Origin of the sequence: Paracoccus sp. NSM (assembly GCF_052379855.1) — a bacterium.
In the GTDB taxonomy this organism is placed as follows: domain Bacteria; phylum Pseudomonadota; class Alphaproteobacteria; order Rhodobacterales; family Rhodobacteraceae; genus Paracoccus.
In genome coordinates this window covers 498569-519773 of the sequence record NZ_JBQTCG010000002.1, presented here as the reverse complement: position 1 = coordinate 519773, position 21205 = coordinate 498569, and the positions used below count along the sequence as shown (strand labels likewise).

The 21205-nt window shown below is 67.9% G+C and carries 22 protein-coding genes; 8 read left to right on the top strand and 14 right to left on the bottom strand.

All coding sequences use genetic code 11. The features are described 5' to 3' along the window. Nucleotides 1–90 precede the first annotated feature (90 nt). On the top strand, nt 91–1356 hold the full coding sequence (locus tag ACTZWU_RS05675; RefSeq protein WP_444736431.1) for a hypothetical protein: 1266 nt from the start codon (nt 91–93) through the stop codon (nt 1354–1356). A gap of 1 nt (nt 1357) precedes the next feature. Beyond that, a complete protein-coding gene (locus ACTZWU_RS05670) occupies nt 1358–2086 on the top strand; it encodes a hypothetical protein (protein ID WP_444736377.1) in 729 nt (242 codons plus the stop codon). Nucleotides 2087–2167: 81 nt separating this feature from the next. Here the strand turns inward: ACTZWU_RS05670 and ACTZWU_RS05665 are convergent, their stop codons facing one another. The 5 genes from ACTZWU_RS05665 to ACTZWU_RS05645 all read right to left on the bottom strand — a co-directional run bounded on the left by ACTZWU_RS05665 (nt 2168) and on the right by ACTZWU_RS05645 (nt 4870). Next, nucleotides 2168–2731, bottom strand: a complete 564-nt coding sequence (locus ACTZWU_RS05665; RefSeq protein WP_444736376.1) for a F0F1 ATP synthase subunit B — start codon at nt 2729–2731, stop codon at nt 2168–2170. Next, the gene (locus tag ACTZWU_RS05660) at nt 2728–3363 is read right to left on the bottom strand and encodes a F0F1 ATP synthase subunit B' (protein WP_444736375.1); all 636 of its coding nucleotides are present in this window, start codon (nt 3361–3363) and stop codon (nt 2728–2730) included. The genes ACTZWU_RS05665 and ACTZWU_RS05660 overlap by 4 nt, the downstream gene beginning before the upstream one ends. A gap of 74 nt (nt 3364–3437) precedes the next feature. Next, nucleotides 3438–3674: a F0F1 ATP synthase subunit C gene (locus ACTZWU_RS05655; RefSeq protein WP_219830398.1), complete on the bottom strand. Its 237-nt coding sequence runs from the start codon at nt 3672–3674 to the stop codon at nt 3438–3440. Nucleotides 3675–3758: 84 nt separating this feature from the next. Beyond that, nucleotides 3759–4505 (bottom strand): F0F1 ATP synthase subunit A, encoded by a 747-nt coding sequence (locus ACTZWU_RS05650; RefSeq protein WP_444736374.1) that lies wholly within the window; start codon nt 4503–4505, stop codon nt 3759–3761. A 2-nt stretch (nt 4506–4507) separates the two neighbouring features. Continuing rightward, nucleotides 4508–4870 (bottom strand): AtpZ/AtpI family protein, encoded by a 363-nt coding sequence (locus ACTZWU_RS05645; protein ID WP_444736373.1) that lies wholly within the window; start codon nt 4868–4870, stop codon nt 4508–4510. 229 nt (nt 4871–5099) lie between these two features. On the opposite strand from ACTZWU_RS05645, the gene ACTZWU_RS05640 reads away from it, so the two are divergent. The 3 genes from ACTZWU_RS05640 to ACTZWU_RS05630 are packed head-to-tail and all read left to right on the top strand — an operon-like array spanning nt 5100 to nt 7244. Further along, nucleotides 5100–5471 carry an ArsR/SmtB family transcription factor gene (locus ACTZWU_RS05640; RefSeq protein WP_444736372.1) on the top strand — a complete coding sequence of 124 codons (372 nt, stop codon included), beginning with the start codon at nt 5100–5102 and terminating at the stop codon, nt 5469–5471. Next, entirely contained in the window at nt 5455–6333 is an 879-nt protein-coding gene (locus ACTZWU_RS05635) for a PfkB family carbohydrate kinase (RefSeq protein ID WP_444736371.1), read from the top strand. The genes ACTZWU_RS05640 and ACTZWU_RS05635 overlap by 17 nt, the downstream gene beginning before the upstream one ends. Further along, nucleotides 6330–7244, top strand: coding sequence for a pseudouridine-5'-phosphate glycosidase (locus ACTZWU_RS05630; RefSeq protein ID WP_444736370.1), 915 nt, complete (start codon nt 6330–6332; stop codon nt 7242–7244). Before ACTZWU_RS05635 ends, ACTZWU_RS05630 begins: the two co-directional genes overlap by 4 nt. On the opposite strand, the gene ACTZWU_RS05625 is transcribed toward ACTZWU_RS05630, so the two are convergent. Together ACTZWU_RS05625 and prfB are read right to left on the bottom strand one after the other, a co-directional pair. Further along, a complete protein-coding gene (locus ACTZWU_RS05625) occupies nt 7241–8305 on the bottom strand; it encodes a patatin-like phospholipase family protein (RefSeq protein WP_444736430.1) in 1065 nt (354 codons plus the stop codon). The two genes, ACTZWU_RS05630 and ACTZWU_RS05625, sit on opposite strands and share 4 nt — an antisense overlap. Nucleotides 8306–8428: 123 nt before the next feature. Next, a complete protein-coding gene (prfB, locus tag ACTZWU_RS05620; protein ID WP_444736369.1) occupies nt 8429–9556 on the bottom strand; it encodes a peptide chain release factor 2 in 1128 nt (375 codons plus the stop codon). A gap of 135 nt (nt 9557–9691) precedes the next feature. Between prfB and ACTZWU_RS05615 the strand changes: the two genes are divergently transcribed. Continuing rightward, nucleotides 9692–10279 (top strand): MgtC/SapB family protein, encoded by a 588-nt coding sequence (locus ACTZWU_RS05615; protein ID WP_444736368.1) that lies wholly within the window; start codon nt 9692–9694, stop codon nt 10277–10279. Between the two features lie 9 nt (nt 10280–10288). On the opposite strand, the gene ACTZWU_RS05610 is transcribed toward ACTZWU_RS05615, so the two are convergent. The 3 genes from ACTZWU_RS05610 to ACTZWU_RS05600 form a co-directional block, all read right to left on the bottom strand. Next, complete coding sequence (locus tag ACTZWU_RS05610) at nt 10289–12841, bottom strand: penicillin-binding protein 1A (RefSeq protein ID WP_444736367.1); 2553 nt, start codon at nt 12839–12841, stop codon at nt 10289–10291. Between the two features lie 79 nt (nt 12842–12920). Further along, the gene (locus ACTZWU_RS05605; protein WP_444736366.1) at nt 12921–14162 is read right to left on the bottom strand and encodes an N-acetylmuramoyl-L-alanine amidase; all 1242 of its coding nucleotides are present in this window, start codon (nt 14160–14162) and stop codon (nt 12921–12923) included. Then, nucleotides 14159–15292 carry a pyridoxal phosphate-dependent aminotransferase gene (locus ACTZWU_RS05600; protein ID WP_444736365.1) on the bottom strand — a complete coding sequence of 378 codons (1134 nt, stop codon included), beginning with the start codon at nt 15290–15292 and terminating at the stop codon, nt 14159–14161. The genes ACTZWU_RS05605 and ACTZWU_RS05600 overlap by 4 nt, the downstream gene beginning before the upstream one ends. Nucleotides 15293–15428: 136 nt before the next feature. On the opposite strand from ACTZWU_RS05600, the gene ACTZWU_RS05595 reads away from it, so the two are divergent. Continuing rightward, entirely contained in the window at nt 15429–16166 is a 738-nt protein-coding gene (locus ACTZWU_RS05595) for a DsbA family protein (protein WP_444736364.1), read from the top strand. A gap of 18 nt (nt 16167–16184) precedes the next feature. On the opposite strand, the gene ACTZWU_RS05590 is transcribed toward ACTZWU_RS05595, so the two are convergent. Continuing rightward, nucleotides 16185–17030 (bottom strand): SDR family oxidoreductase, encoded by an 846-nt coding sequence (locus tag ACTZWU_RS05590; protein ID WP_444736363.1) that lies wholly within the window; start codon nt 17028–17030, stop codon nt 16185–16187. A gap of 98 nt (nt 17031–17128) precedes the next feature. Here ACTZWU_RS05590 and ACTZWU_RS05585 point away from each other — a divergent pair, with 98 nt between their 5' ends. Beyond that, nucleotides 17129–17548: a winged helix-turn-helix transcriptional regulator gene (locus tag ACTZWU_RS05585; RefSeq protein WP_444736362.1), complete on the top strand. Its 420-nt coding sequence runs from the start codon at nt 17129–17131 to the stop codon at nt 17546–17548. Here the strand turns inward: ACTZWU_RS05585 and betA are convergent. From betA to betI, 3 genes are read right to left on the bottom strand one after another with little or no spacing between them, the layout of a single operon-like run. Beyond that, complete coding sequence (gene betA, locus ACTZWU_RS05580; protein WP_444736361.1) at nt 17527–19194, bottom strand: choline dehydrogenase; 1668 nt, start codon at nt 19192–19194, stop codon at nt 17527–17529. The two genes, ACTZWU_RS05585 and betA, sit on opposite strands and share 22 nt — an antisense overlap. Further along, nucleotides 19181–20629, bottom strand: a complete 1449-nt coding sequence (gene betB, locus ACTZWU_RS05575) for a betaine-aldehyde dehydrogenase (protein WP_444736360.1) — start codon at nt 20627–20629, stop codon at nt 19181–19183. The genes betA and betB overlap by 14 nt, the downstream gene beginning before the upstream one ends. Continuing rightward, nucleotides 20626–21192, bottom strand: coding sequence for a transcriptional regulator BetI (gene betI, locus ACTZWU_RS05570; RefSeq protein ID WP_444736359.1), 567 nt, complete (start codon nt 21190–21192; stop codon nt 20626–20628). Before betI ends, betB begins: the two co-directional genes overlap by 4 nt. Between the last annotated feature and the right edge of the window lie 13 nt (nt 21193–21205).

Here is a 21205-nt window from a genome sequence, read left to right as displayed (position 1 = left end):
CAAGCGTGATGGAACCCCGTCCGGGAAGGGATGAACTCGGGCCGCGATCCTGCTTATCTGCGCGCGATGATCCTCTTGCAGCGAGGCCCCATGGACCAGCCCGAACGCGCCCTTCCCGACGATCCCGGCAACCGCTACGCGCGCGAACTGGAACGCCATCTGGACTGGCTGGACAGCTTCACCCCGACAGCGCTTGGCGTGCTGGCGGCGGCCTCGGGGATCTACACCTATCTGGGCGTGCGGACCCTGCTGGAAGAGCCGGGCCTCTGGACGACCTTTGCCGCCTTGGCCTATTCGATCGCGGTGTCGGTCGGGATCTTCGTCTTCTGGTCCTACCTGCTGCGGCTGCTTCCGGCGGTGCGTGGCGCGACGGCGCGGATCGGGCTGTTCCTGTCGATGGGTCTGGGGGCGGTCGCGATCATCGCCATGTCCTCGTGGTTGAACGCCGCCGCGCTGGCAGGCGGGGCGGCGATGGAAACGCACATGGCCACCACCGTCAAAAGCTATCAGACGGCGCTGGAACGCGCCCATGCCAACGCCGTGTCAGGCCAGTCGCTCGCGCGCGACGTGGCCCGCGTCAGGCAGAGCTTTCAGGACCTGTCCGCGCAAGAGGAAGGCGGCATCCTTTCGGGCTTTTCCGGGCGCGGTGCGGTCTTTCGCGTGCTGACCCAAAAGGGCGCCGAATTGCAGGCGCTCGAGGATCAGCTGCTGGCCATCGAGGCGCCCATCGAAAGCACCTTCGCCCAAGGCAACGTGATCCTGTCGCGGATGCGGTCGATCTCGGTCGAGGCCGGGGGCCTGCCCGACCGCACCGTGCGCTTTTCCGAGGATGCCGTGGCGCTGGCCGGGCTGATCACCGAATTGCGCCAGCTGAACCCCGCGCCTCTGGTCCTGCGGGCAGCGCAGGATCTGGCCGATGCGGTGGTGCTGCCCGAACTGGACGGACGCACGGCCGAGATTCAGGCGGGCCAGAGCAGCACGATCAACTCGGTCCTGACGCTGGTCGCGCAGCGCGCCACGACCCTGTCGCAGGCCGCAGCCGAGGTCATCGCCCTGCCCGAACCCGACGACGCGATCTATACGCCCATGTCGGCGGCGGATGCGGTGATCGTCTATGCGGGGAACTTCGTGCCGGCCTGGGCGGGGGCAATATCCATCGACCTGCTGCCGGCGGTCCTTGTGTTCATCATCATGGTGGTGCAGGCCGCGATCCGCTCTGGCCGGGGCGAGGGGCGCAGCGATGACCGCATGACGGTGGGCGAACTGCGCGCGGCCCTTGCGGCGGCCGATCTGCTGCGTCCTGCCGAACCGCCTCGGCCCGAAGCCGCGCCCGCAACCCCGCGCGCCGAGGACTGACATGCGGTTCCTCTCGACCCCGCAGCGGGCGATCCGGGCCGTTCTGCTGTCGCAGGTGCTGCTGGGCGCGGCGATTGTCGGCGCCGATATGTGGCGCGCGCCGGGCGCGGCCTCGCCCGATCTATTCGCGCCACCCGCCCAGGGGCCCAGCACGCGGCCCTATCGCCCCGATCTGCGTCCGGGCGCGCCCGGCGGTCCCGCCATGCGGCCCATGCCCGAGCAGCTGGAATTCACCCAGGCCGAGGGTGCGATCACCCTGACCGGGCAGATCGCGCCCGGCGATGCGGACCGCTTTCTGGCCTGGCTCGACCAGACCCGCGCCGACGAGACGCTGGTGCGGCTGGACAGTTCCGGCGGGTCGGTCGGTGAGGCTGTGGCCATCGGTCGCGTCATCCGCAGCACCGGGCGCAACACGCTGATCGACGAAGGCGCGGTCTGCCTGTCGGCCTGCCCCTACATGCTGGCCGGTGGCGTCGAACGGCGTGCCGCGCCGGGTGGCGTCGTCGGCGTGCATCAGCACTATTTCGGGCAGAACACGATCCTGCCTGCCTTCATGGCGGTGCGCGACCTGCAACGCTCTCAGGCAGGCGTGATGGATTATCTGACCGAGATGGGAGTCGATCTGCGGCTGATGCCCTATGCGCTGCGCACCCCGCCCGAGGACATCACCATCCTCGACCCCGCGCAATTGCTGGATTTCCGCCTGATCACCGAAGGGCCGTCCAGCTGAACGGACGAAAAGGCCCCCGGCTCGCGCAGAGCCGGGGGCCGATCACTGTCCCATTGGCCGGGCCCTTGCGGGCGCCTGACCTCAGTTCAGACGACGCGCCACATCTTCGATGGCGTCGTCGATCCCGGCCGAGCGGTTGCCCGCGCGGACCTGAGCCTGCAGCAGTTCGGCAGCAGCAGCGACCGAAGCCGCAACGGCGCGGTTGCGCACGGCGCGGACGGCATCGCCCTCGGCGCTGGCGATCTGGTCCTGCGCGGCCTGAAGACGGCGCTCGATCGAACGGGCCAGATCGTCCTTGGCCTTGGCGGCCTGCGCCTCGGCCTCGCGCTTGGCATTGGCGACGATCTGGTCGGCCTGGGTCTTCACCTCACGGGCGCGACGCTCGTAGCTGGCATAGATCTCCTGCGCTTCCTCGCGCAGGCGACGAGCCTCTTCCAGTTCCTTGCGGATCGTCTCGGCGCGCTTGTCCAGCATGCCCCCCAGCAGGGCCGGGACCTTGTAGTAGACAAGGATGCCGATGAAGACGAGGAACGCGATCAGGACGATGAAATCGGTGTTGCGCAGCGAAAAGAACGGACCGCTGGCGGCAGCAGCCGGTCCGGCCGCAAGCAGGGCGGCGGACAGGGTTGCGATCAGGCGCTTCATTGCACGGACCCTTTCATGCGGCTGTCCAACGCGGCCTCGACGGCGGCGGCGTCGGCTTTGCCGCCGAAGCTTTCGACCAGTGTCGCGGTCACGTCGCGTGCGACCTCGCGGGCGCTGTCATCGGCCGAGAGGCGGATTTCACGGATGCGGGCCTCGGATTCGGCGGTGCGCGCCGAAATCTCGGCATCCGCCTTGGCGATGGCACGGTCAAGCTCGGCCTGGATCTCGGCGCGGTTCTGCGCGACGATCCGCTGCGCCTCGCTGCGGGCCTCAGCCAGGGCCTTGTCATAGGCGGCTTCCGCCTCGCGGGCCTTCTGCTTGAATTCCTCGGCCGCCATCAGGTCGCCGGTCAGCGCCCCCTGACGATCCGACAGAACGGCAGCGATCCGCGGCACGGCGACACGCGACAGGACCAGATAGAGGACCACAAGCGTGACGACCAGCCAGAAGATCTGGTTGCCGAAGGTGGTGACGTCCAGCTGCGGAAGGCCCGCGCTTTCCGCCGCGTATTGCGCCGCATCCCCATAAGCATGGGCGTCGGCGGCATGGGGTGCGGTCTCGTCGATGACGACGGCCTCTTCCCCGGTGATCTCGACCGCGGTGGTGGCGGCCTCTTGCAACAGGCTGAACATATCCTACCCCATGGCCTTGTAAGTCACGAAGGGGTGGGGGCATTGCCCCACCCCGCCGCAAGGATGGCGCAGGATCAGACCGCGAACATCAGCAGAAGCGCGACGAGGAACGAGAAGATCCCCAGAGCTTCCGCAAAGGCCATGCCGATGAACAGCGTGGCGGTCTGGCCGGCAGCGGCCGAAGGGTTGCGCAGGGCGCCGGCCAGGAAGTTGCCGGCAACGTTGCCCACGCCGAGGGCGGCGAAGCCCATGCCGAACGCGGTCAGACCGACGCCGATGTATTTGCCCAGATTTGCGAGTTCGCCTTCCATGGTATGTCTCCTTGCGGTTGGAAGATGGTTGTTCGGTTCTCTGCGGCGCCGGGATGGCGCCGCCACAGAGCTGCTGTCGTCGGCTCAGTGCGACGGGTGCAGCGCATCCTTCAGATAAACGCAGGTCAGGATCGTGAACACATAGGCCTGCACCAGTGCCACCAGCACCTCGAAGGCATACATGCCGACCACGGCCACGACCGCGACAGGGGCGACGGCGGCGATGGCCGCGAAGCCCGCGAAAACCTTGATCACGGCGTGGCCTGCGATCATGTTGCCCGCCAGACGAATGGACAGGCTGAGCGGACGGACGAAGTAGCTGATCACCTCGATCACGGCCAGGATCGGACGCACCGCCAGCGGAGCAGAGCGGACCCAGAACAGGTCAAGGAAATGCGCGCCGTTCTTGATGAAGCCGATCGCGGTCACGCCAAAGAACACGCCGAGCGCCAGAACACCGGTCACGGCGATATGCGAGGTGACGGTGAAGGCCATCGGCACAAGGCCCAGCAGGTTGGCGAAGGCCACGAACAGGAACAGCGTCAGGATATAGGGGAAGTAGCGCAGCCCGTCCTTGCCGGCGATGTCCTCGATCATCTTGTGAACGAGGCCGTAGGTCAGTTCCGCGACCGATTGCGCCCGGCTGGGCACGATGGCGCGGCCACGGCTGCCCAGGACCAGCAGAGCGATCGCGGCCAGCGCCGTCAGGAACAGCCACAGCGTCACGTTGGTCGGCGTGTACCATGCCACAGCCTCGCCGCCGAAGAGCGGCTTGACGATGAACTGATCCATCGGATGGAATTCAAGGCCGCCAGTCGCTTCCGTCGCCACGATCAGTCCCTCTCGTCTCGGTCCGGGCTTTCGCCGGATTTCCTGTCTAACTCGGACGCGGTACGCATCATCGTCTTGATGCCGGCCGCGAGGCCGAGAAAAATGAACACGATCATCATCAGGGGCATCGTCCCCAGCAGATAATCAAGACCGTAACCGAGCACGCCCCCCAGCCCCAGGCCGGTCACAAGCTCGATCACCATGCGCCAGGCAAGATTTGCCTGTTCGTATTTTCCCATCGGGCCGGGGACCCGAGGCTTGGGCGTCAAGGCGGCGATCCGTTCCTCCAGCGAGCGGAGCCGTTCGGCATCCGCCGACCGATCCTCTGCACCCTGGCGATCGCCTGATTGGGGCTTTTCGGCCACCTGTCACGCCCTTTTGTTCGTTGGGCGCTGTCTAGGGGCTGGGCGCCGTCAAGTCAAGCACCGGGATCATTGCGCTAAGGCATTGCATTTCAACATGTTTGCGCGCGTCAGCCACGCGGCGCTTGCGCTTGCAATCCCCGCTGTGGCACAGCATCATTCAACCGCAAAGTTGAGCTTTGGCGCCCGCGCGCGCCCCGAGAACCCGCCAAAGGCCCCTGCCGAACCGCCCATGACAAGCCACAATGACCCCTCGGGCGCCGGTCCCGGTGCGCTTGACCAGATCTTCGCGGCGCTGGCCGATCCGACGCGACGGCGCGTCCTGTCGATGCTGCTGGAAGACGACATGGCCGTCAGCGACGTGGCGCAGCCTTTCCAGATGAGCCTTGCGGCGATCTCGAAACACCTTGCGGTGCTTGCGGCGGCCGGGCTGATCCGGCAAGAGCGGCGGGGCCGGATCACCTGGTGCAAGCTGGACCCCGAGGGGATGCGTGCGGCCTCGGTCTGGATGCAGGGCTTCGGGCAGTTCGACCCGGTGGACCTAGACGATTTCGAACGCTTCCTTGAGGCCGAGTTGAGAGGCGAGGATGACCAAGACCCCTGACGTGCTGTGCATCGGCGCGATGCTCTGGGACGTGATCGGCCGCGCGCCGCGCCGCATGGCGCCGGGCGCCGACGTGCCGGGGCGGATCCGCCATCTGCCGGGCGGTGTGGCGCTGAACGTGGCGGTCGCGCTGGCACGGTGGGGGATGACGCCTGCGGTCCTGTCCGCCGTGGGCCGCGATTCCGAAGGCGAGGCGCTGATCCTCGAGGCCGAAAGGCTGGGCGTCGTCACCGACCACCTGGCGCGCGATACCGGCCTGCCGACCGATTGCTACATGGCGATCGAGGACAGCGAGGGGCTGATCGCCGCCGTGGCCGACGCGCTGAGCCTGGAACTGGCCGGCGACCGGATCCTTGCCCCGCTGGACGCCCTGCCCGCCTGGACCGGGCCGGTCGTGCTGGACGGAAACCTGACCGAGGAGCTTCTGGACGCCATCGCCCGCGACCCGCGCCTGTTGCGCGCCGATCTGCGGGTCGTCCCGGCCAGCCCCGGCAAGGCCGAGCGGCTGGAACCCCTGATCGCCGCGCGGCGCGGGTGCTTCTATCTCAACCGGCTCGAGGCCGAGATCCTCGCGAACCGCGCCTGCCCCGACGCCGCATCGGCGGCCGAGGCGGTGGTCGCGCGCGGCGCGGCGCGGGTGCTTGTGACCGACGGGCCGAACCCCGCCGCCGAGGCGATGGCGGGTGGCCCGACGCTGACCCATGCGCCCCCTTCCGTCACCGTCGAACGCGTGACCGGGGCGGGCGATTGCTTCCTTGCGGCCCATCTGGCCGCCGAACTGAAACAGATACCGCGCGAAGCGGCCTTGCGGCAGGCCGTCAGGGCCTCGGCCGCGCATGTCTCTGGAAAGGATGTCCCGTGACCGCCCTGCCCCTTACCTATTCGCCCGACGTGGCCGAGGCCCTTGCCGCAGGCCGTCCCGTCGTCGCGCTGGAATCGACGATCATCACCCACGGCATGCCCTGGCCGCAGAACCTGGAGATGGCGCGCAAGGTCGAGGCCACCATCCGCGAGGGCGGCGCCGTTCCCGCGACCATCGCCGTCATGGGCGGCCAGATCCATATCGGCCTGACCGACGAGACGCTGACCGCGCTGGCGCAGACGCCCCCCGATCAGGCGATGAAGCTGAGCCGCGCCGATCTGGCGGTCTGCGTCGCCTCGGGGCGGACCGGCGCCACCACCGTTGCCGCGACGATGATCTGCGCCGATCTGGCGGGCATCCGCGTCTTTGCGACCGGCGGCATTGGCGGCGTGCATCGCGGGGCCGAGACCAGTTTCGACATCTCGGCCGATCTGCACGAACTGGCGCGCACGCCCGTGACCGTGGTGGCGGCGGGGGCCAAGGCGATCCTTGACCTGCCCAAGACGTGGGAGGTTCTGGAAACGCTTGGCGTGCCGGTCATCGCATATGGTCAGGACGCCCTGCCCGCCTTCTGGTCGCGCGATTCGGGGCTGAAAGCGCCGCTGCGGATGGACACGCCCGCCGAGATCGCGGCGGCTGCCGAGATGCGCGCGCGCCTTGGCCTTGGCGGCGGGCAGCTTGTCGCCAACCCGATCCCGGTCGAGGCCGAGATCCCCCGCGACCAGATCAACCCGGTGATCGAACAGGCCCTGGCCGAGGCCGAGGCGCAGGGCATCGCCGCCAAGGCGGTCACGCCCTTCCTGCTGTCGCGCATCTTCGAGCTGACCGAAGGCCGGTCGCTGGACAGCAACATCGCGCTGGTCCTGAACAATGCGCGCCTTGCCGCCGCCATCGCGGTGGCGATGGACTAACGCGCGATCATCCCGGCAAAAAGCTGCGACAGGTCGAAGCTGTCGGTCTCGTTCAGCTTGTCGGCATGGTCGGTCAGAAAGGTGTCGGCGGCGGCCTGTCCCGCCGCCTTCATCCGCTCCAGCATGCCGGGGCGGGGCATGATCTTGGACCGTGCCGTCAGGTCGGTCATCAGCGCGTCGTCGATGATCATGTGGACCAGCACGTTCTTCATCGCCTTGTCGGTCAGGCGGTTCTCGGCGAACAGCTCCTTGACGAAGTTGATCGCGCGCAGCTGCGACAGAAGCGAGGCGTTGAAGCTGATCTCGTTCACGCGATCCGAAATCTCGACCGGGGTGCGCGGTAATTCGCAACGCACCATCGGATTGATCGCCACGATCACGATGTCACGCGGAAAGCGCGGCTTGTAGAGCGGATAAAGCGCGGGATTCCCCGCAAAGCCCCCGTCCCAATAGGCATCGACCTGCCCCGTCACCGGGTCCGCGATCTCGACCGCCTGAAACAGCGTGGGCAGGCAGGCCGAGGCCAGGACCGCATCGACATTCGCCTGCTCGCCGGTAAAGACCCGGATCGCACCCGTGCGGACATTCGTGGCGGATACGAACAGATCCGGCCCCTCGGTCGTGGCGAAATGCGGGTGGGGCAGTTCACGCAGCAGCGGCCCGAGCGGGTTGACGTAGAACGGCCCGTAATCATAGGGGCTGATCAGCCGCGTCAGGTTGTCGATCCAGGCGGCGGGGGACACCATCTCGGTCCAGCGTTGCAGGCCCTTGGTCATGGGCATCAGCGACTGCATCCAGCGCACCATGCGGTTGTCGCTCATGGCGCCGACCTCGGACCACAGCGCGTCCAGGTTCTCGCGCGCCGCCCGACGCCCCGAGACGCCGGGATTGAGCGCCAGACCGGCCTTGAGCGCGGCACCGTTCAGCGCCCCCGCCGAGGCGCCGGTGATGGCCGAGATGTGCAGCCAATGCTCGTCCAACAACCGGTCCAGCACGCCCCAAGTATAGGCACCATGCGCGCCGCCGCCCTGAAGGGCCAGGTTGATCTGCTTGTCCTTCATCGCCATCGCTGTCGCCTCGCGCCCTATGTTGCGGTTGCAGCATAGTAGGAAGCGCCAGGCAGGCCTGCAAGTTCCGCGCGACTTCGCTGCGCTGCGGCATGAGCGAGAACGAGGCGTCCTGCCTCAATCCTCGGCGTTGGCCTCGGCGCGGGTCTTGCCGGCGACGTCCAGCGCAAGCGTGGCGGCCATGAATCGGTCCAGATCGCCGTCCAGAACGCCCTGCGTGTCGCTGGTTTCTTCCGAGGTCCGCAGGTCCTTCACCATCTGGTAGGGATGCAGCACATAGGACCGGATCTGGTTGCCCCAGCCCGCCTCGCCCTTGGCGGCGTGCTGGGCGTTGATCTCGGCGTTCCGCTTGTCCAGTTCCATCTGATACAGCCGCGCCTTCAGTGCGGCCATGGCGTTGGCGCGGTTCTGATGCTGCGATTTCTCGGAACTGGTCACGACGATGCCGGTCGGAAGGTGCGTGATCCGCACCGCCGAGTCGGTCGTGTTGACGTGCTGCCCGCCCGCGCCCGAGGACCGATAGGTGTCGATGCGGATATCGCGGTCGGGGACGTCGATCTCGATATTCTCGTCCACGACGGGATAGACCCAGACCGAGCTGAACGAGGTATGCCGCCGCGCCGCGCTGTCATAGGGGCTGATGCGAACCAGACGATGCACGCCCGATTCCGATTTCAGCCAGCCATAGGCATTGTGACCGGTGATCTTGTAGGCCGCGCTGCGGATGCCCGCCTCGTCGCCCGAGGTCTCGGACAGCAGTTCGACCTCGTAGCCCTTCTTCTCGGCCCAACGCACATACATCCGCGCCAGCATCGAGGCCCAGTCGCAGCTTTCCGTGCCGCCTGCGCCCGCGTTGATTTCCAGGAACGTGTCGTTGCCGTCGGCCTCGCCGTTCAGCAGCGCCTCAAGCTCCTTCTGCGCGGCCAGCTTGGCCAGTTCCTTCAGGTTCGCCTCGGCCTCTGCGACCAGTTCGGCATCGCCTTCATCCTCGGCCAGTTCGACCATCTCGGCATTGGCGGCCAGATCACCCTCGATCCGGCGATAGGTCTCGATCGCGTCGGACAGCGACTGACGCTCGCGCATCAGCTTCTGCGCGCGGGCGGGGTCGGACCACAGGTCGCCATCCTCGATCATGGCGTTCATCTCTTCCAGCCGGTGCGGCGCGGTCGTCCAGTCAAGCCGCTGCCCCAGCAGCGCCAGCGAGCGGCGGATGGCTTCGATCGTGGACTGCGTCTCGGCGCGCATGGGCAGGCTTCCTTCGGTCTGGCGTCAGGTCCGGGGTGATACCCCGCCCGCGCCGCATCGGCAAGGGCGGCGCAACCGCGCGGGCGGCTGGGGCGTTCCGCCAAGGCGATCCGACCCATCAGCAGGAAACCCGCCATGCCCCCGATCCTCGACGACCTGTTCATGCCCCTGCAATCGACCAGCCTTGCCGTCGCCGCAGCGCGGCTGGCGCTGGCGATGGCGCTTGGCTCGGCCCTTGGCTGGGAACGCGAGCGTAGCGCCCATGCGGCAGGCTTGCGCACGCATATGCTGATCTCGCTGGCAGCGGCGCTCTTCACGCTGATCGCGATGGAACTGACCTATCTGCGCGCTGATGAGGATGCCTCGATGCAGGTCGATCCCCTGCGCCTGATCGAGGCCGTGACGGCGGGCGTGGCCTTTCTGGCAGCGGGGTCGATCATCCTGAACGGCGGCACGGTGCGCGGCGTGACCACGGGGGCGTCGATGTGGCTGGCGGGGGCGATCGGGCTGGCCGCCGGTACGGGCCGGGGCACGCTTGCGGTCATCGCGGCGCTGATGGGGCTTCTGATCTTGTGGCTGGTCGCGGTTCTGGCGGAACGCAGCACCGGCAAGCCGACCGACGATGCCGCGCACAACCTCTCCCACGGCGCCGGGCCGGGGGGTGCGGGGGGCAGCATGCCCCCCGCGCCACCGCGGGACGCAAAAGAGGGCGCGCCCCGCTAGACGATCGCGTTAATAGAGCCCGCCAGAGGACATGGTGCCGAAATCCGTCCGCTGAGGGATCACGCGGCGCTCGCCCGTCGAGGTCGTGATCGAGGTCGAGGCCCGCGAATCATCGCCAGCCTCCCAGGGCAGGACGACCGGGCCGTCGCCAAAGCCCGTGACGACCAGCGGCGCGCCCCAGTTCGGGTCGGCGCCCTGCCGGAAATATTCCGCGATGACGTTCGGCCCGGTCGCGTCATCGGGCAGGCGCTGGCCGGTCACGCGGTCGATCTTGACCCAGTAGCCACCCGGCGGCACGCGAAAGGCCGTGCCGCCATATTGCTCGACCGCCGCGCGCATGAAAGCGTTGAAGACCGGAACGCAGAGCGTGCCGCCAAAGGCGTTGCTGCCAAGCGTGCGCGGCTGGTCGAAGCCCAGATAGCAGCCCGCCACGATATTGCTGGAATAGCCGATGAACCACACATCCTTGGCGTCGTTCGTGGTGCCGGTCTTGCCCGCGACGGGCACGGGCAGGTTCACGCCCGACCCCGATCCGCGCGTCACCGCCCCCTCCAGCATCGAGGTCAGCTGATAGGCCGTGATCGCGTCCATCACCCGTTCGCGGTTGCTTTCGATCACGGGCGCCGCGCCTGCGGGCAAAGCCTGCATGCCGCAGGTCTGGCAGACGCGGCGGTCATGGCGATAGACGGTGCGCCCGCGCCGGTCCTGCACGCGGTCCACCAGCGTTGGTTCTACCCGCTCGCCGCCATTGGCGAACATCGCATAGGCCGCAACCATGCGGAACAGCGTCGTCTCCTGCGCGCCAAGGGCGTTGGCCAGGAAAGGCTGCAGCCGCTCATAGACGCCGAAACGCTCGGCGTAATCGGCCACCTGCTCCATGCCGATATTGTCGGCGATGCGGATCGTCATCAGGTTGCGCGACTGCTCGATCCCGGTCCTGAGCGAGGTCGGCCCGTAATGCCGTCCCGAGGCGTTCTTGGGCTCCCACAGGCCCTGGGGCGTGTTGATGCGGATCGGCTCGTCCACGACGATCGTGGCGGGGGTGTAGTTGTTGTCCAGAGCCGCCGCATAGACAAAGGGCTTGAAGCTTGAGCCGGGCTGCCGCTGCGCCTGCGTCGCCCGGTTGAAGACCGAGGATTGGTAGGAAAAGCCCCCCTGCATCGCCAGAACGCGGCCCGTGTTCACGTCCATCGCCATGAAACCGCCCTGAACCTCGGGGACCTGACGCAGCGACCAGCGCACAAAACCGCCATCGCTGTCGCGCGTCACCGCCCGGACCAGAACGGCCTCGCCGACGCGGACCAGATCGCCCGCGCCTTGCGCGCGCGGGCCAAGGCTGCCCGTCTCGCGGTCCAGCCTGCGCGCCCAGGTCACGTCCTCGGCGGTGATCCAGTGGCCCTCGGGTTCTTCGGCGATGCCCTCGATGCCGATGCGGGCGCGGCTGCCCTCGATGGCCAGAACCACCGCCGGGCGCCAGCCGGGCACGTCGCGCGGCAGGCGCAATTCCCACAGCGCGCCGCGCCAGGCGGCCTCGTCCCGCAGCAGCGAGGGGTCGATTTCTTCGCCGGTGCCGCGCCAGACGCCGCGGTTGCGGTCGTAATCTTCAAGCGCGCGTTGCAGGGCGGTCGCGGCTTCGGATTGCAGGCCGGGATCGACGGTGGCGCGGATGGTCAGGCCGCCGCCGAAGAACTCTTCGCGGCCGAATTCGCGGCTCAGCTGGCGGCGGATCTCGTCGGTGAAGTAGTCGCGCGGCGGCAGGCTGTTCTGGAAGCCCGGGAAATCGCCGTTCTGGACGCTGCGCAGGGGCTTTGCGGCCTCGGCCTGAAAGGTCGCCTCGTCTAGGTATCCGTTATGCCACATCTCGCGCAGCACGTAATTGCGCCTGTCGGTCAGCCGCTCCTTGGCGCGCACCGGATGCAGACGGCCCGGCGCCTGCGGCAGGGCGGCCAGCATCGCGGCCTCGTGGGGTTCAAGCTCGGACAGCGACTTGTTGAAATAGGTCTGCGCGGCGGCGGCCACGCCGAAGCTGTTCTGCCCCAGAAAGATCTCGTTCAGATAAAGCTCAAGGATCTGGTCCTTGGCCAGCGTGTTCTCCAGCCGGGCGGCCAGGATCAGTTCCTTCACCTTGCGTTCGATGCTGCGGTCGCTGGACAGAAGGAAGTTCTTCATCACCTGCTGCGTGATGGTCGAGGCCCCCCGCACGCTGCTGCCGCGCGAGACGACCGCCTCGTAGGCTGCTGACAGGATGCCGCGCAGATCATAGCCCGGATGGTGGAAGAAGTTCTTGTCCTCGGCGCTGATGAAGGCCTGCACGATCAGGTCGGGCACCTCGTCGATGGGCACGAAGACGCGCCGTTCCTCGGCGAATTCGTCGATCAGCTGACCTTCGGCGGAATAGATGCGGCTGATGGTCTTGGGCGTGTATTGCGCCAGCGTCTCGTGGCTGGGCAGGTCACGCGAATAGATCCAGAAGACCGCGCCAAGGGTCAGCGCGACGAAGATGCCCGCGGTCACGAACCACGAGAAGATCGCGCCGAAAAAGGAAAGGATGCTGCGAAACACGACGAAAAGGGCCTTTCAGGAGATTGCCCCGTCTATAGCCGCCCCCGGCCTGTGGGTCAAAACACGATTGGCCCCGCATTCAGCGCCGCAAGAGACCCGCCCGCGCGGCCTCGTCGGCCCACCAGCCGGTGACGGCATCGGCCACCGCCTCGACCATGCGGGCGCGCCACAGGGGGTCGGTCAGGTTGGCCCGGTCGGTCTCGTCCGACAGGAAGCCCAGTTCCAGCAGCGCCGAGGGAATGTCGGGCGATTTCAACACCGAGAATGCCGCGCCCTGCACCGGGCGGCCATGCAGACCGATCCCCATCAGCGCCATGCGCGAGGTCAGGATCCGCGCGAAGGCCTCGGACCGGGGCTGCGTGTCGGTGCGGGCGAAATCCATCATCACGGCGGCCAGCTGGTCGTCCTGTCCGGTCAGGTCCAGCCCGCGCAGCATGTCGTGGCGTTCATGGCGCAGGGCCAGTTGCGCCGCCGCCCGGTCATCGGCCGAGGGGTTCCACACATAGACCGTCGCGCCCGCCGCATGGCCCTGCGGCAGCGCATCGGCATGAAGCGACAGGAACAGATCGGCCCCCGCCTTCCGCGCCATCGTCAGCCGCGCCTGAAGCCCCACGAAGATGTCGCTGTCGCGCGTCATCTGCACATTCACGCCGCGCCGTTGCAATTCCGTCCGCAGTTCCAGCGCGAAGGTCAGGACCAGCGCCGCCTCGGTCGCGCCGTCCACCTGCGCGCCGGGATCAAAGCCGCCGTGCCCGGGGTCCAGCATCACGGTCAGCACCTCGGGCCGGGGGCCGGGGGGCGGCAGGTCGGCGGGGTCGGGCAGATCGCGCAAGGCCGCCGCGGCCGAGGGGCGGGGCGCGAAATCGGCCTCGGGGACGGGATGCAGGCGGATCGCGATGCGCGGCTGCGCCCCGCCCGAGGCCTTGCCCGCCTGCGCGATCCGGTAGGGTCCGGGCAGTTCGATCACCACCCGCGACCACCCGGGCTGAAAGATGCCCCACCGCAGGGCGGGGACCAGATCATGCCCGAACAGGTCCGCCGGGTTCATGCCGGACAGATCGACGCCCTTCAGATCGACCACCAGCCGCGCGGGATCGCCCACCAGAAAGACCCGGTAGGGCACCGCATGATCCAGAGCCAGCGTCAGCTCCAGCGAGGGCTGGCCGAAAAGCCTCTGCCACCAGCCGCGCTCGGTCCGGGTCAGCGACGAGGCGCCCAGATCCAGCCGCACCGCCTGCTCGGCGGCCAGAGGCAGCGCCGAGACAAGCGCAAGCCCCAAGGCCAACAGCAAGGCGCGGATCTGCGGCACAAGGCGGATCATCGCGTGGCCATGAACCTTTCCAGCCGCGCCAGCCCTTCGGCAATGTCGGCCGTCGCGCGGGCATAGCTGAAACGCAAGGTGCGGCGCCCGCGCTCGGGGTCGAAATCAAGGCCCGGCGTGACGGCGACGCCTGCGCGTTCAAGGATCTCGGCGGCGAAGGCCAGGGAATCGTCGGTCAGGTCGGAGACATCGGCATAGATGTAGAAAGCCCCCTCGGGCGGGGCGATCCTGTGGAAACCGGCGCGCGGCAGGCCCTCCAGCATCAGCCGCCGATTTTCCGCGTAAACGGAAAGGTTTGCCTCGGATTCCTCGATGCAATCTAGGGCGGCCAGCGCGGCCACTTGGCTGGCATGGGGTGGGCAGATGAACAGGTTCTGGGCCAGACGCTCGACCGTGCGGATCATCGGCTCGGGGACGACCATCCAGCCGATCCGCCAACCCGTCATCGAGAAATACTTGCTGAACGAGTTGATGACGACAACCTCGTCGGTCACTTCCAGCGCCGAGACGCAGCGCCCGCCATAGGACAGGCCGTGATAGATCTCGTCCGAGATCAGCGCCATGCCGCGCGCCTGTGCCGCCTGCGACAGCGCGGCCAGTTCCGGCGCGGTCAGCACCGTGCCCGAGGGATTGCCCGGCGAGGCAAGGATCAGCCCCTCGGCCTGCGGCAGATCCTCGGGGCGCGGCTGATAGCGGTCCTCGGGGCGGGTCGGGATGCCGACCGGCTCCAGCGACATGGCACGCAGGATCTGGCGATAGCTGGGATAGCCCGGAAAACCCATCGCCACCCGGTCGCCCGCATCGAAGAGGGCCGAGAAGGCCAGGATGAAGGCCCCGCTGCTGCCCGGCGTCACCACGACCCGCGCGGGGTCCAGATCGACCCCGTACCAGCGCCGGTAAAGATCCGCGATGCCCTGCCGCAAGGCGGGCAGCCCAAGCGCGACGGTATAGCCAAGCGGTGCGTCAAGCGCCTGCGCCAGCGCACGGCGGGCACCCTCGGGGGCGGGGGTGCCGGGCTGGCCGACCTCCATATGGATGATGTGGCGGCCCGCAGCCTCGGCGCGCGCGGCTTTCTCCATCACATCCATCACGATGAAGGGGTCCACTTGCCCCCGCCTTGATTGCCGCATCGCCTGCCCCCTTGCTTTTTCCTGCGGTTTAGCGCGCCCTTGTCCGCCAGACCAGTTCCTTTCGGCTGTGCCTCGTCTTGCCTTTGCGCGCCCGAAGGCACAAGTTCAGCGCCAGAGAAACAGGGGAAGGACCATCATGAAACGCCTGATCGCCGCGCTGCTTCTGGCCGCGACCCCCGCCTCGGCGCTGGACCTGTCGGCCATGACCGAGACCGAGCGCGAGGCCTTTGGCGCGGCCGTGCGCGAATACCTGATGGAGAACCCGCAGGTTCTGGTCGAGGCGATCAATGTCCTCGAGGCGCGTCAGGCCGAGATGGGCGTGCAGAACGACCGCGCGCTGGTCGCCGCCAACCGCGCGGCGATCTTCGAGGATGGCCACAGCTGGGTCGGCGGCAATCCCGAGGGTGACCTGACCGTGGTCGAGTTCATCGATTATCGCTGCGGCGTCTGCCGGCAAGCTGCCGCCGATGTCATGGCCGCTGTCGAGCAAGACGGGAATACCCGACTGATCCTGAAGGAATTTCCGATCCTTGGGCAGGAAAGCGAGCTGGCCTCGCGCTTTGCGATCTCGGTCCACCAGATCGTGGGCGACGACGCCTATCTGGCCGCCCATGACGCCCTGATGGAGATGCGGGGCAGCATCACCCTCGACAGCCTTGCCGCGCTGGCGGGCCGCATCGGGGTCGAGGCGGAACCGGTCCTGAACCGCATGAACACCGATCCCGTGACCGATGTGCTGCGCGCCAACCGGCAACTGGCCGAGATCATGGCCATTCAGGGCACGCCCACCTTCATCATCGGTGACGAAATGCTGCGCGGCATGCCCCGTGCAGGCCTTGCCGCCACGATCGAGGCGATCCGCGACGGCGCCTGACCGCCGCGGCCCCCGGGATCAACGCGGCAGCGCCGCCGCCACCGCATCGGCCAGCGGGCGCGAGGGGCGCCCGATCAGCCCGGCCAGCGTCGCCCCGTCGCCCATCAGCGCCCCATCGGCGGCCAGACGGTCGCAACGGGCCAGCACCGCAGCCAGAGGCTCGGGCAGCCCCGCCCCGGTCAGGGCGGCTGCGTAATCGGCCTCGGGCAGGTTCACATAGGGGATCTGCCTGCCGGTCTGGCGCGACATTTCCGCCGCGACATCGGCCAGCGTATAGGCAGGCGCGCCGGCCAATTCGTGGACCTTGCCCTCGTGCCCCGCCTCGGTCAGGACGACGGCCGCCGCCTCGGCCAGATCGTTGCGCGCAGCACCCGCGATCAGGCCATCGCTCGCCGCGCCGTAAAGCGCGCCCAGCTCCAGCGCCGAGGGCAACGCCGCCATGTGGTTTTCCTGATACCAGCCGTTCCGCAGGATCGTGACGGCCATGCCGCTGTCATGCAGCATCGCCTCGGTCTGGCGATGCTCCTCGGCCAGAGGCAGGGGCGAGGTGTCGGCGTGCAGAAGACTGGTATAGACGATATGGCCCACGCCTGCCGCACGGGCGGCCTGGATCACGGCGCGGTGCTGAACGACGCGCCGGCCGACCTCGCTGCCCGAGATCAGCAACAGCCGGGTCACGCCCTCCAGCGCGGGGGCAAGCGTCTCGGGGCGGCCATAATCGAAGACGCGCGCCTGAACCGGCAGGGCCGTCCGGTCCGGGTTGCGGACCAGCGCCCGCAGACCGGATGCGCCACGGCGGGCGATCACATGGTCAAGGACGAGGCGGCCCAGCTGGCCGCTGGCGCCGGTGATGGCAAGGGTCATGGCGATCTCCTTCAGTGACGAATCGTTGCTTGCCAGATGTGACCCATCCACTTACATTTCGTAAGTACGTACATTCCTGTAAGTATGGATTTCACACGATGACCGAAGGACGACCCGCCCTCAGCGACCACCTGCGCCGGGGCGAGGTTCTGGCCGCCAATTGCCCCTCGCGCGCGGTGCTGCGGGTGATCACCAGCCAATGGGGGGTGCTGGTCCTGATGGTGCTGTCCGGGGGCACGCACCGCTTCAGCGCGCTGCGCCGCCGGGTGGGCGGCGTCAGCGAGCGGATGCTGGCCGAGACGCTGCGGCGGCTGGAACAGCACGGGCTGGTTCTGCGGGTGGCCTATCCGGTCGTGCCACCACAGACCGAATATTCACTGACCCCGAACGGGGTCGAGGCCGCGCGGCTGGTCGCCGCGCTGGCCGATTGGGTCGAGGTGAACATCCCCGACCTGCTATCCCCCGACCAGCAGGCCGAGGCCATGGCGGACGGCGCCTATTCCGCTGCCAGCGACTGATCCGGATCTGCCAGCGCCACACGGCCCAGGATATGGTCGGCGGCCTTTTCGCCGGTCATGATCGAGGGCGCGTTCAGGTTGCCGTTCGTGATGCGCGGAAAGATCGAGCTGTCCGCGACCCTGAGCCCCTTGACACCGATCACGCGCAATTCCGGATCGACAACCGCCATCGGATCGGTCGCCGCCCCCATCCGCGCGCTGCCACAGGGGTGATAGGCAGATTCGGCATGGTCCCGGATGAAGGCGTCGATCTGCTCATCGGTCTGCACGCCGTCGCCGGGCTGGATCTCGTCGCCGCGATATTCGGCAAAGGCGGGCTGGCCGAAGATCTTGCGGGTGTGGCGCACGCAGGCGCGGAACTCGGCCCAGTCATCGGGATGGGACATGTAGTTGAAGCGGATTTCGGGCGCGGCATGGGGATCGCCCGAGGCCAGCCGGATCGTGCCGCGCGACTTCGACCGCATCGGCCCGACATGGGCCTGAAAGCCATGCCCCTTGGCCGCGGCCTTGCCGTCATAGCGCACGGCCAGCGGCAGGAAATGATACTGGATATCCGGGTAATCCACCGCATCCGAGGACCGGATGAAGCCGCAGCTCTCGAACTGGTTCGAGGCGCCCAGGCCCGTCTTTTGCAGCAGCCATTCCACACCGACCCGGCTTTTGCCCAGCAGGTTGTAATAGGTGTACAGCGTCACCGGCTTCAGCGACTTGTATTGCATGTAGATTTCAAGGTGGTCCTGAAGGTTCGCACCCACGCCAGGACGGTCCGCGACGGGCGTGATCCCGTGCTGGCGCAGGTGGTCGGCGGGGCCGATCCCCGACAGCATCAGAAGCTTGGGCGTGTTGACGGAACTGGCCGACAGGATCACTTCGCGGGTGGCCATCACGGCCTGGACCTGGCCCTTGCGGTCCAGTTCGACGCCCACGGCGCGGCCATCGGCGTTCAGCACGCGCCGCGCAAGGCCGCGCACGATCGTCAGAAGGCCCGTGCGCTTGGCGGGGCGCAGATAGGCGTTGGCGGCGGACCAGCGGCGGCCCTTCCAGATGGTGGCCTCCATCGGGCCGAAGCCTTCCTGCTGCGCGCCGTTGTAATCGTCGGTGCGGGGCCATCCGGCCTGCTGGCCTGCCTCGATGAAGGCGTTGAACAGCGGGTTCTTGCGCTTGCCGCGCGTGATGTGAAGCGGCCCGTCGGTCCCGCGCAGGGGCGAGGTCTGCGCCCCGGTCGGGTCGCCGTGCCAGGTCTCCATCCGCTTGAAATAGGGCAGGACGCCCGCGTAATCCCAGCCGCTCGCGCCCGATTGCGCCCAATGGTCGAAATCGGCCGGATTGCCGCGCACGAAGACCATCCCGTTGATCGAGGACGACCCCCCCAGCACCTTGCCGCGCGGCGTGGCCAGACGGCGCCCGCCCAGATGCGGTTCGGGCTGGCTGGCAAAGCCCCAGTCATAGCGGCTCATGTTCATCGGATAGGACAGCGCGCCCGGCATCTGGATGAAGGGGCCGATATCGCTGCCGCCGAATTCGATCAGCGTGACGCTGCGGCCTGCCTCGGTCAGACGATAGGCCAGCGCGCAGCCCGCGCTGCCCGCGCCGATGATGACGTAATCGGCGTCGGCGGCGGCCTTCGGCAGATCAATAGGGTGCATCGACGCCTCCCATGCCCACATAGACGGATTTCAGCTGCGAATAATGTTCGATCGCGGCGGCGGAATTCTCGCGGCCCAGACCCGACATCTTGACGCCGCCAAAGGGCATTTCCACGGGCGTCAGGTTGTAGGTGTTGATCCAGCAGGTCCCGGCCTCGAGCGCCGCGATGACCCGGTGCGCGCGGGTCAGGTCCTGCGTGAAGACGCCCGCCGCGAGGCCGAAGCCGGTGGCGTTGGCGCGGGCGATCACCTCGGATTCGTCATGGAAGGTCAGCGCGGTCAGGACCGGGCCGAAGATCTCGTCGCTGGCGATGGCCATGTCGTCGCTGGCATCGGCAAGGACCGTGGGCGGGATAAAGGCCCCCTCGCCCGGCCCGCCGCAGACCAGCCGCGCGCCCGCAGCGATGCCGCCTGCGATGGCCTCGCGGATCTTGGCCGCCTGCGCGGGGTTGATGATGGGGCCGTGATTTGTCGAAGGGTCCAAGGGATCGCCCATCCGCGCCTGACGCACGCGCTCGGCCAGACGGTCGAGGAAGGCGTCGCGGATGCCCTCTTGCAGGAAAACCCGCGTCCCGTTCGAGCAGATCTGCCCCGAGGAATAGAAATTCGCCAAGATCGCGGCGCTGACGGCATGTTCAAGATTGGCGTCGTCAAAGACGATCAGGGGCGACTTGCCGCCCAGTTCCATCGTGACATGGCGCATCCCTTCGGCGGCGGCGGCATAGACGCGCCGCCCGGTCGGCACCGATCCGGTCAGCGAGACCTTGGCGATATTGGGGTCCGTGACCAGCGCCGCGCCGACCTCGCCCCGGCCCTGCACCACGTTGAAGATGCCGGGCGGCATCCCGGCCTCGATAAAGATTTCCGCCAGTTTCAAGGCGCCTAGCGGCGTTTCCTCGGACGGTTTGAAGACCATCGTATTGCCCATGACAAGCGCGGGCGCGGCCTTCCAGCAGGCGATCTGGCTGGGATAGTTCCAGGCGCCGATGCCCGCGCAGACGCCAAGCGCCTCGCGCCGCGTATAGGCCCAGTCCTGCCCCAGAGGGATCATCTGGCCCGTCAGCGTCGCCGCCAGACCGGCGAAATATTCCAGCGCCGCCGCGCCCGAGGGCCAGTCGGCGACCAGCGTTTCCTGAATGGGCTTGCCGGTATCCAGCGTCTCGAGCCGCGCGAGTTCCTCGTTGCGTTCCAGGATGATCGCGGCGGCGCGCGCCAGGATGCGCCCACGTTCGACCGGCGCCAACGCAGCCCATGCGGGCTGGGCGGCGCGCGCGGCGGCGCAGGCCTTGGCCACCTGTGCGGGGCTGGCCTCGCGCAGCTGCGCCACGGGCTCGCCGGTGAAGGGATAAAGCACCGTCAGGGCCGGGCCCTCGCCCTCGACGAACTTTCCGTCGATGAACAGACTGGCTGCGGGCTGGGCGTATGGGTGGCTCATGCGAGGGCCTCGTTCAGATAGGTTTCGATGACCGCCTGTGCGGCGGCGGCGTCGGTCGGGCCGGGGGTCAGGACGGTGCGCAGGTAAAGCCCGTCGATCAGCGCGCCGAGCGTGTCGGCCACGCGGCCCGGGTCATCCGTCAGCCCCCGCAGCGCGACCAGCAGGTTCGATCGCAGGCGCCGGTGGTAGACCCGCAAGAGGCGCGCGGCCTCGGGGCTGGTCAGAGCCAGCGCATAGAAGTTCAGCCAGGCGCTAACCGTCTCGCGCTGAAAGTTCACGGGCGCAAAGCTGGCGCGGATGATCGCGTCCAGCCGCCCGCGCGTGCCGCGCCCCGGCAGGGCTTCGCGCACGGTCGTCACATAGACGCGCAGGATGTAGCGCATCGCGGCCAGAAACATCTGGTCCTTCGATCCGAAATAGTGATGCGCCAACGCCGGAGACATCCCTGCCCGCCGCGCGATCTGCGCGACCGTCACGTCCAGAGACCCCGCCCGCCCCACTTCGAAGATGGTGGCGTTGATCAGCGCGGCTTTTCGGATAGGCTCGGCCCCAAGTTTCGGCATATCGGTGCGCTCA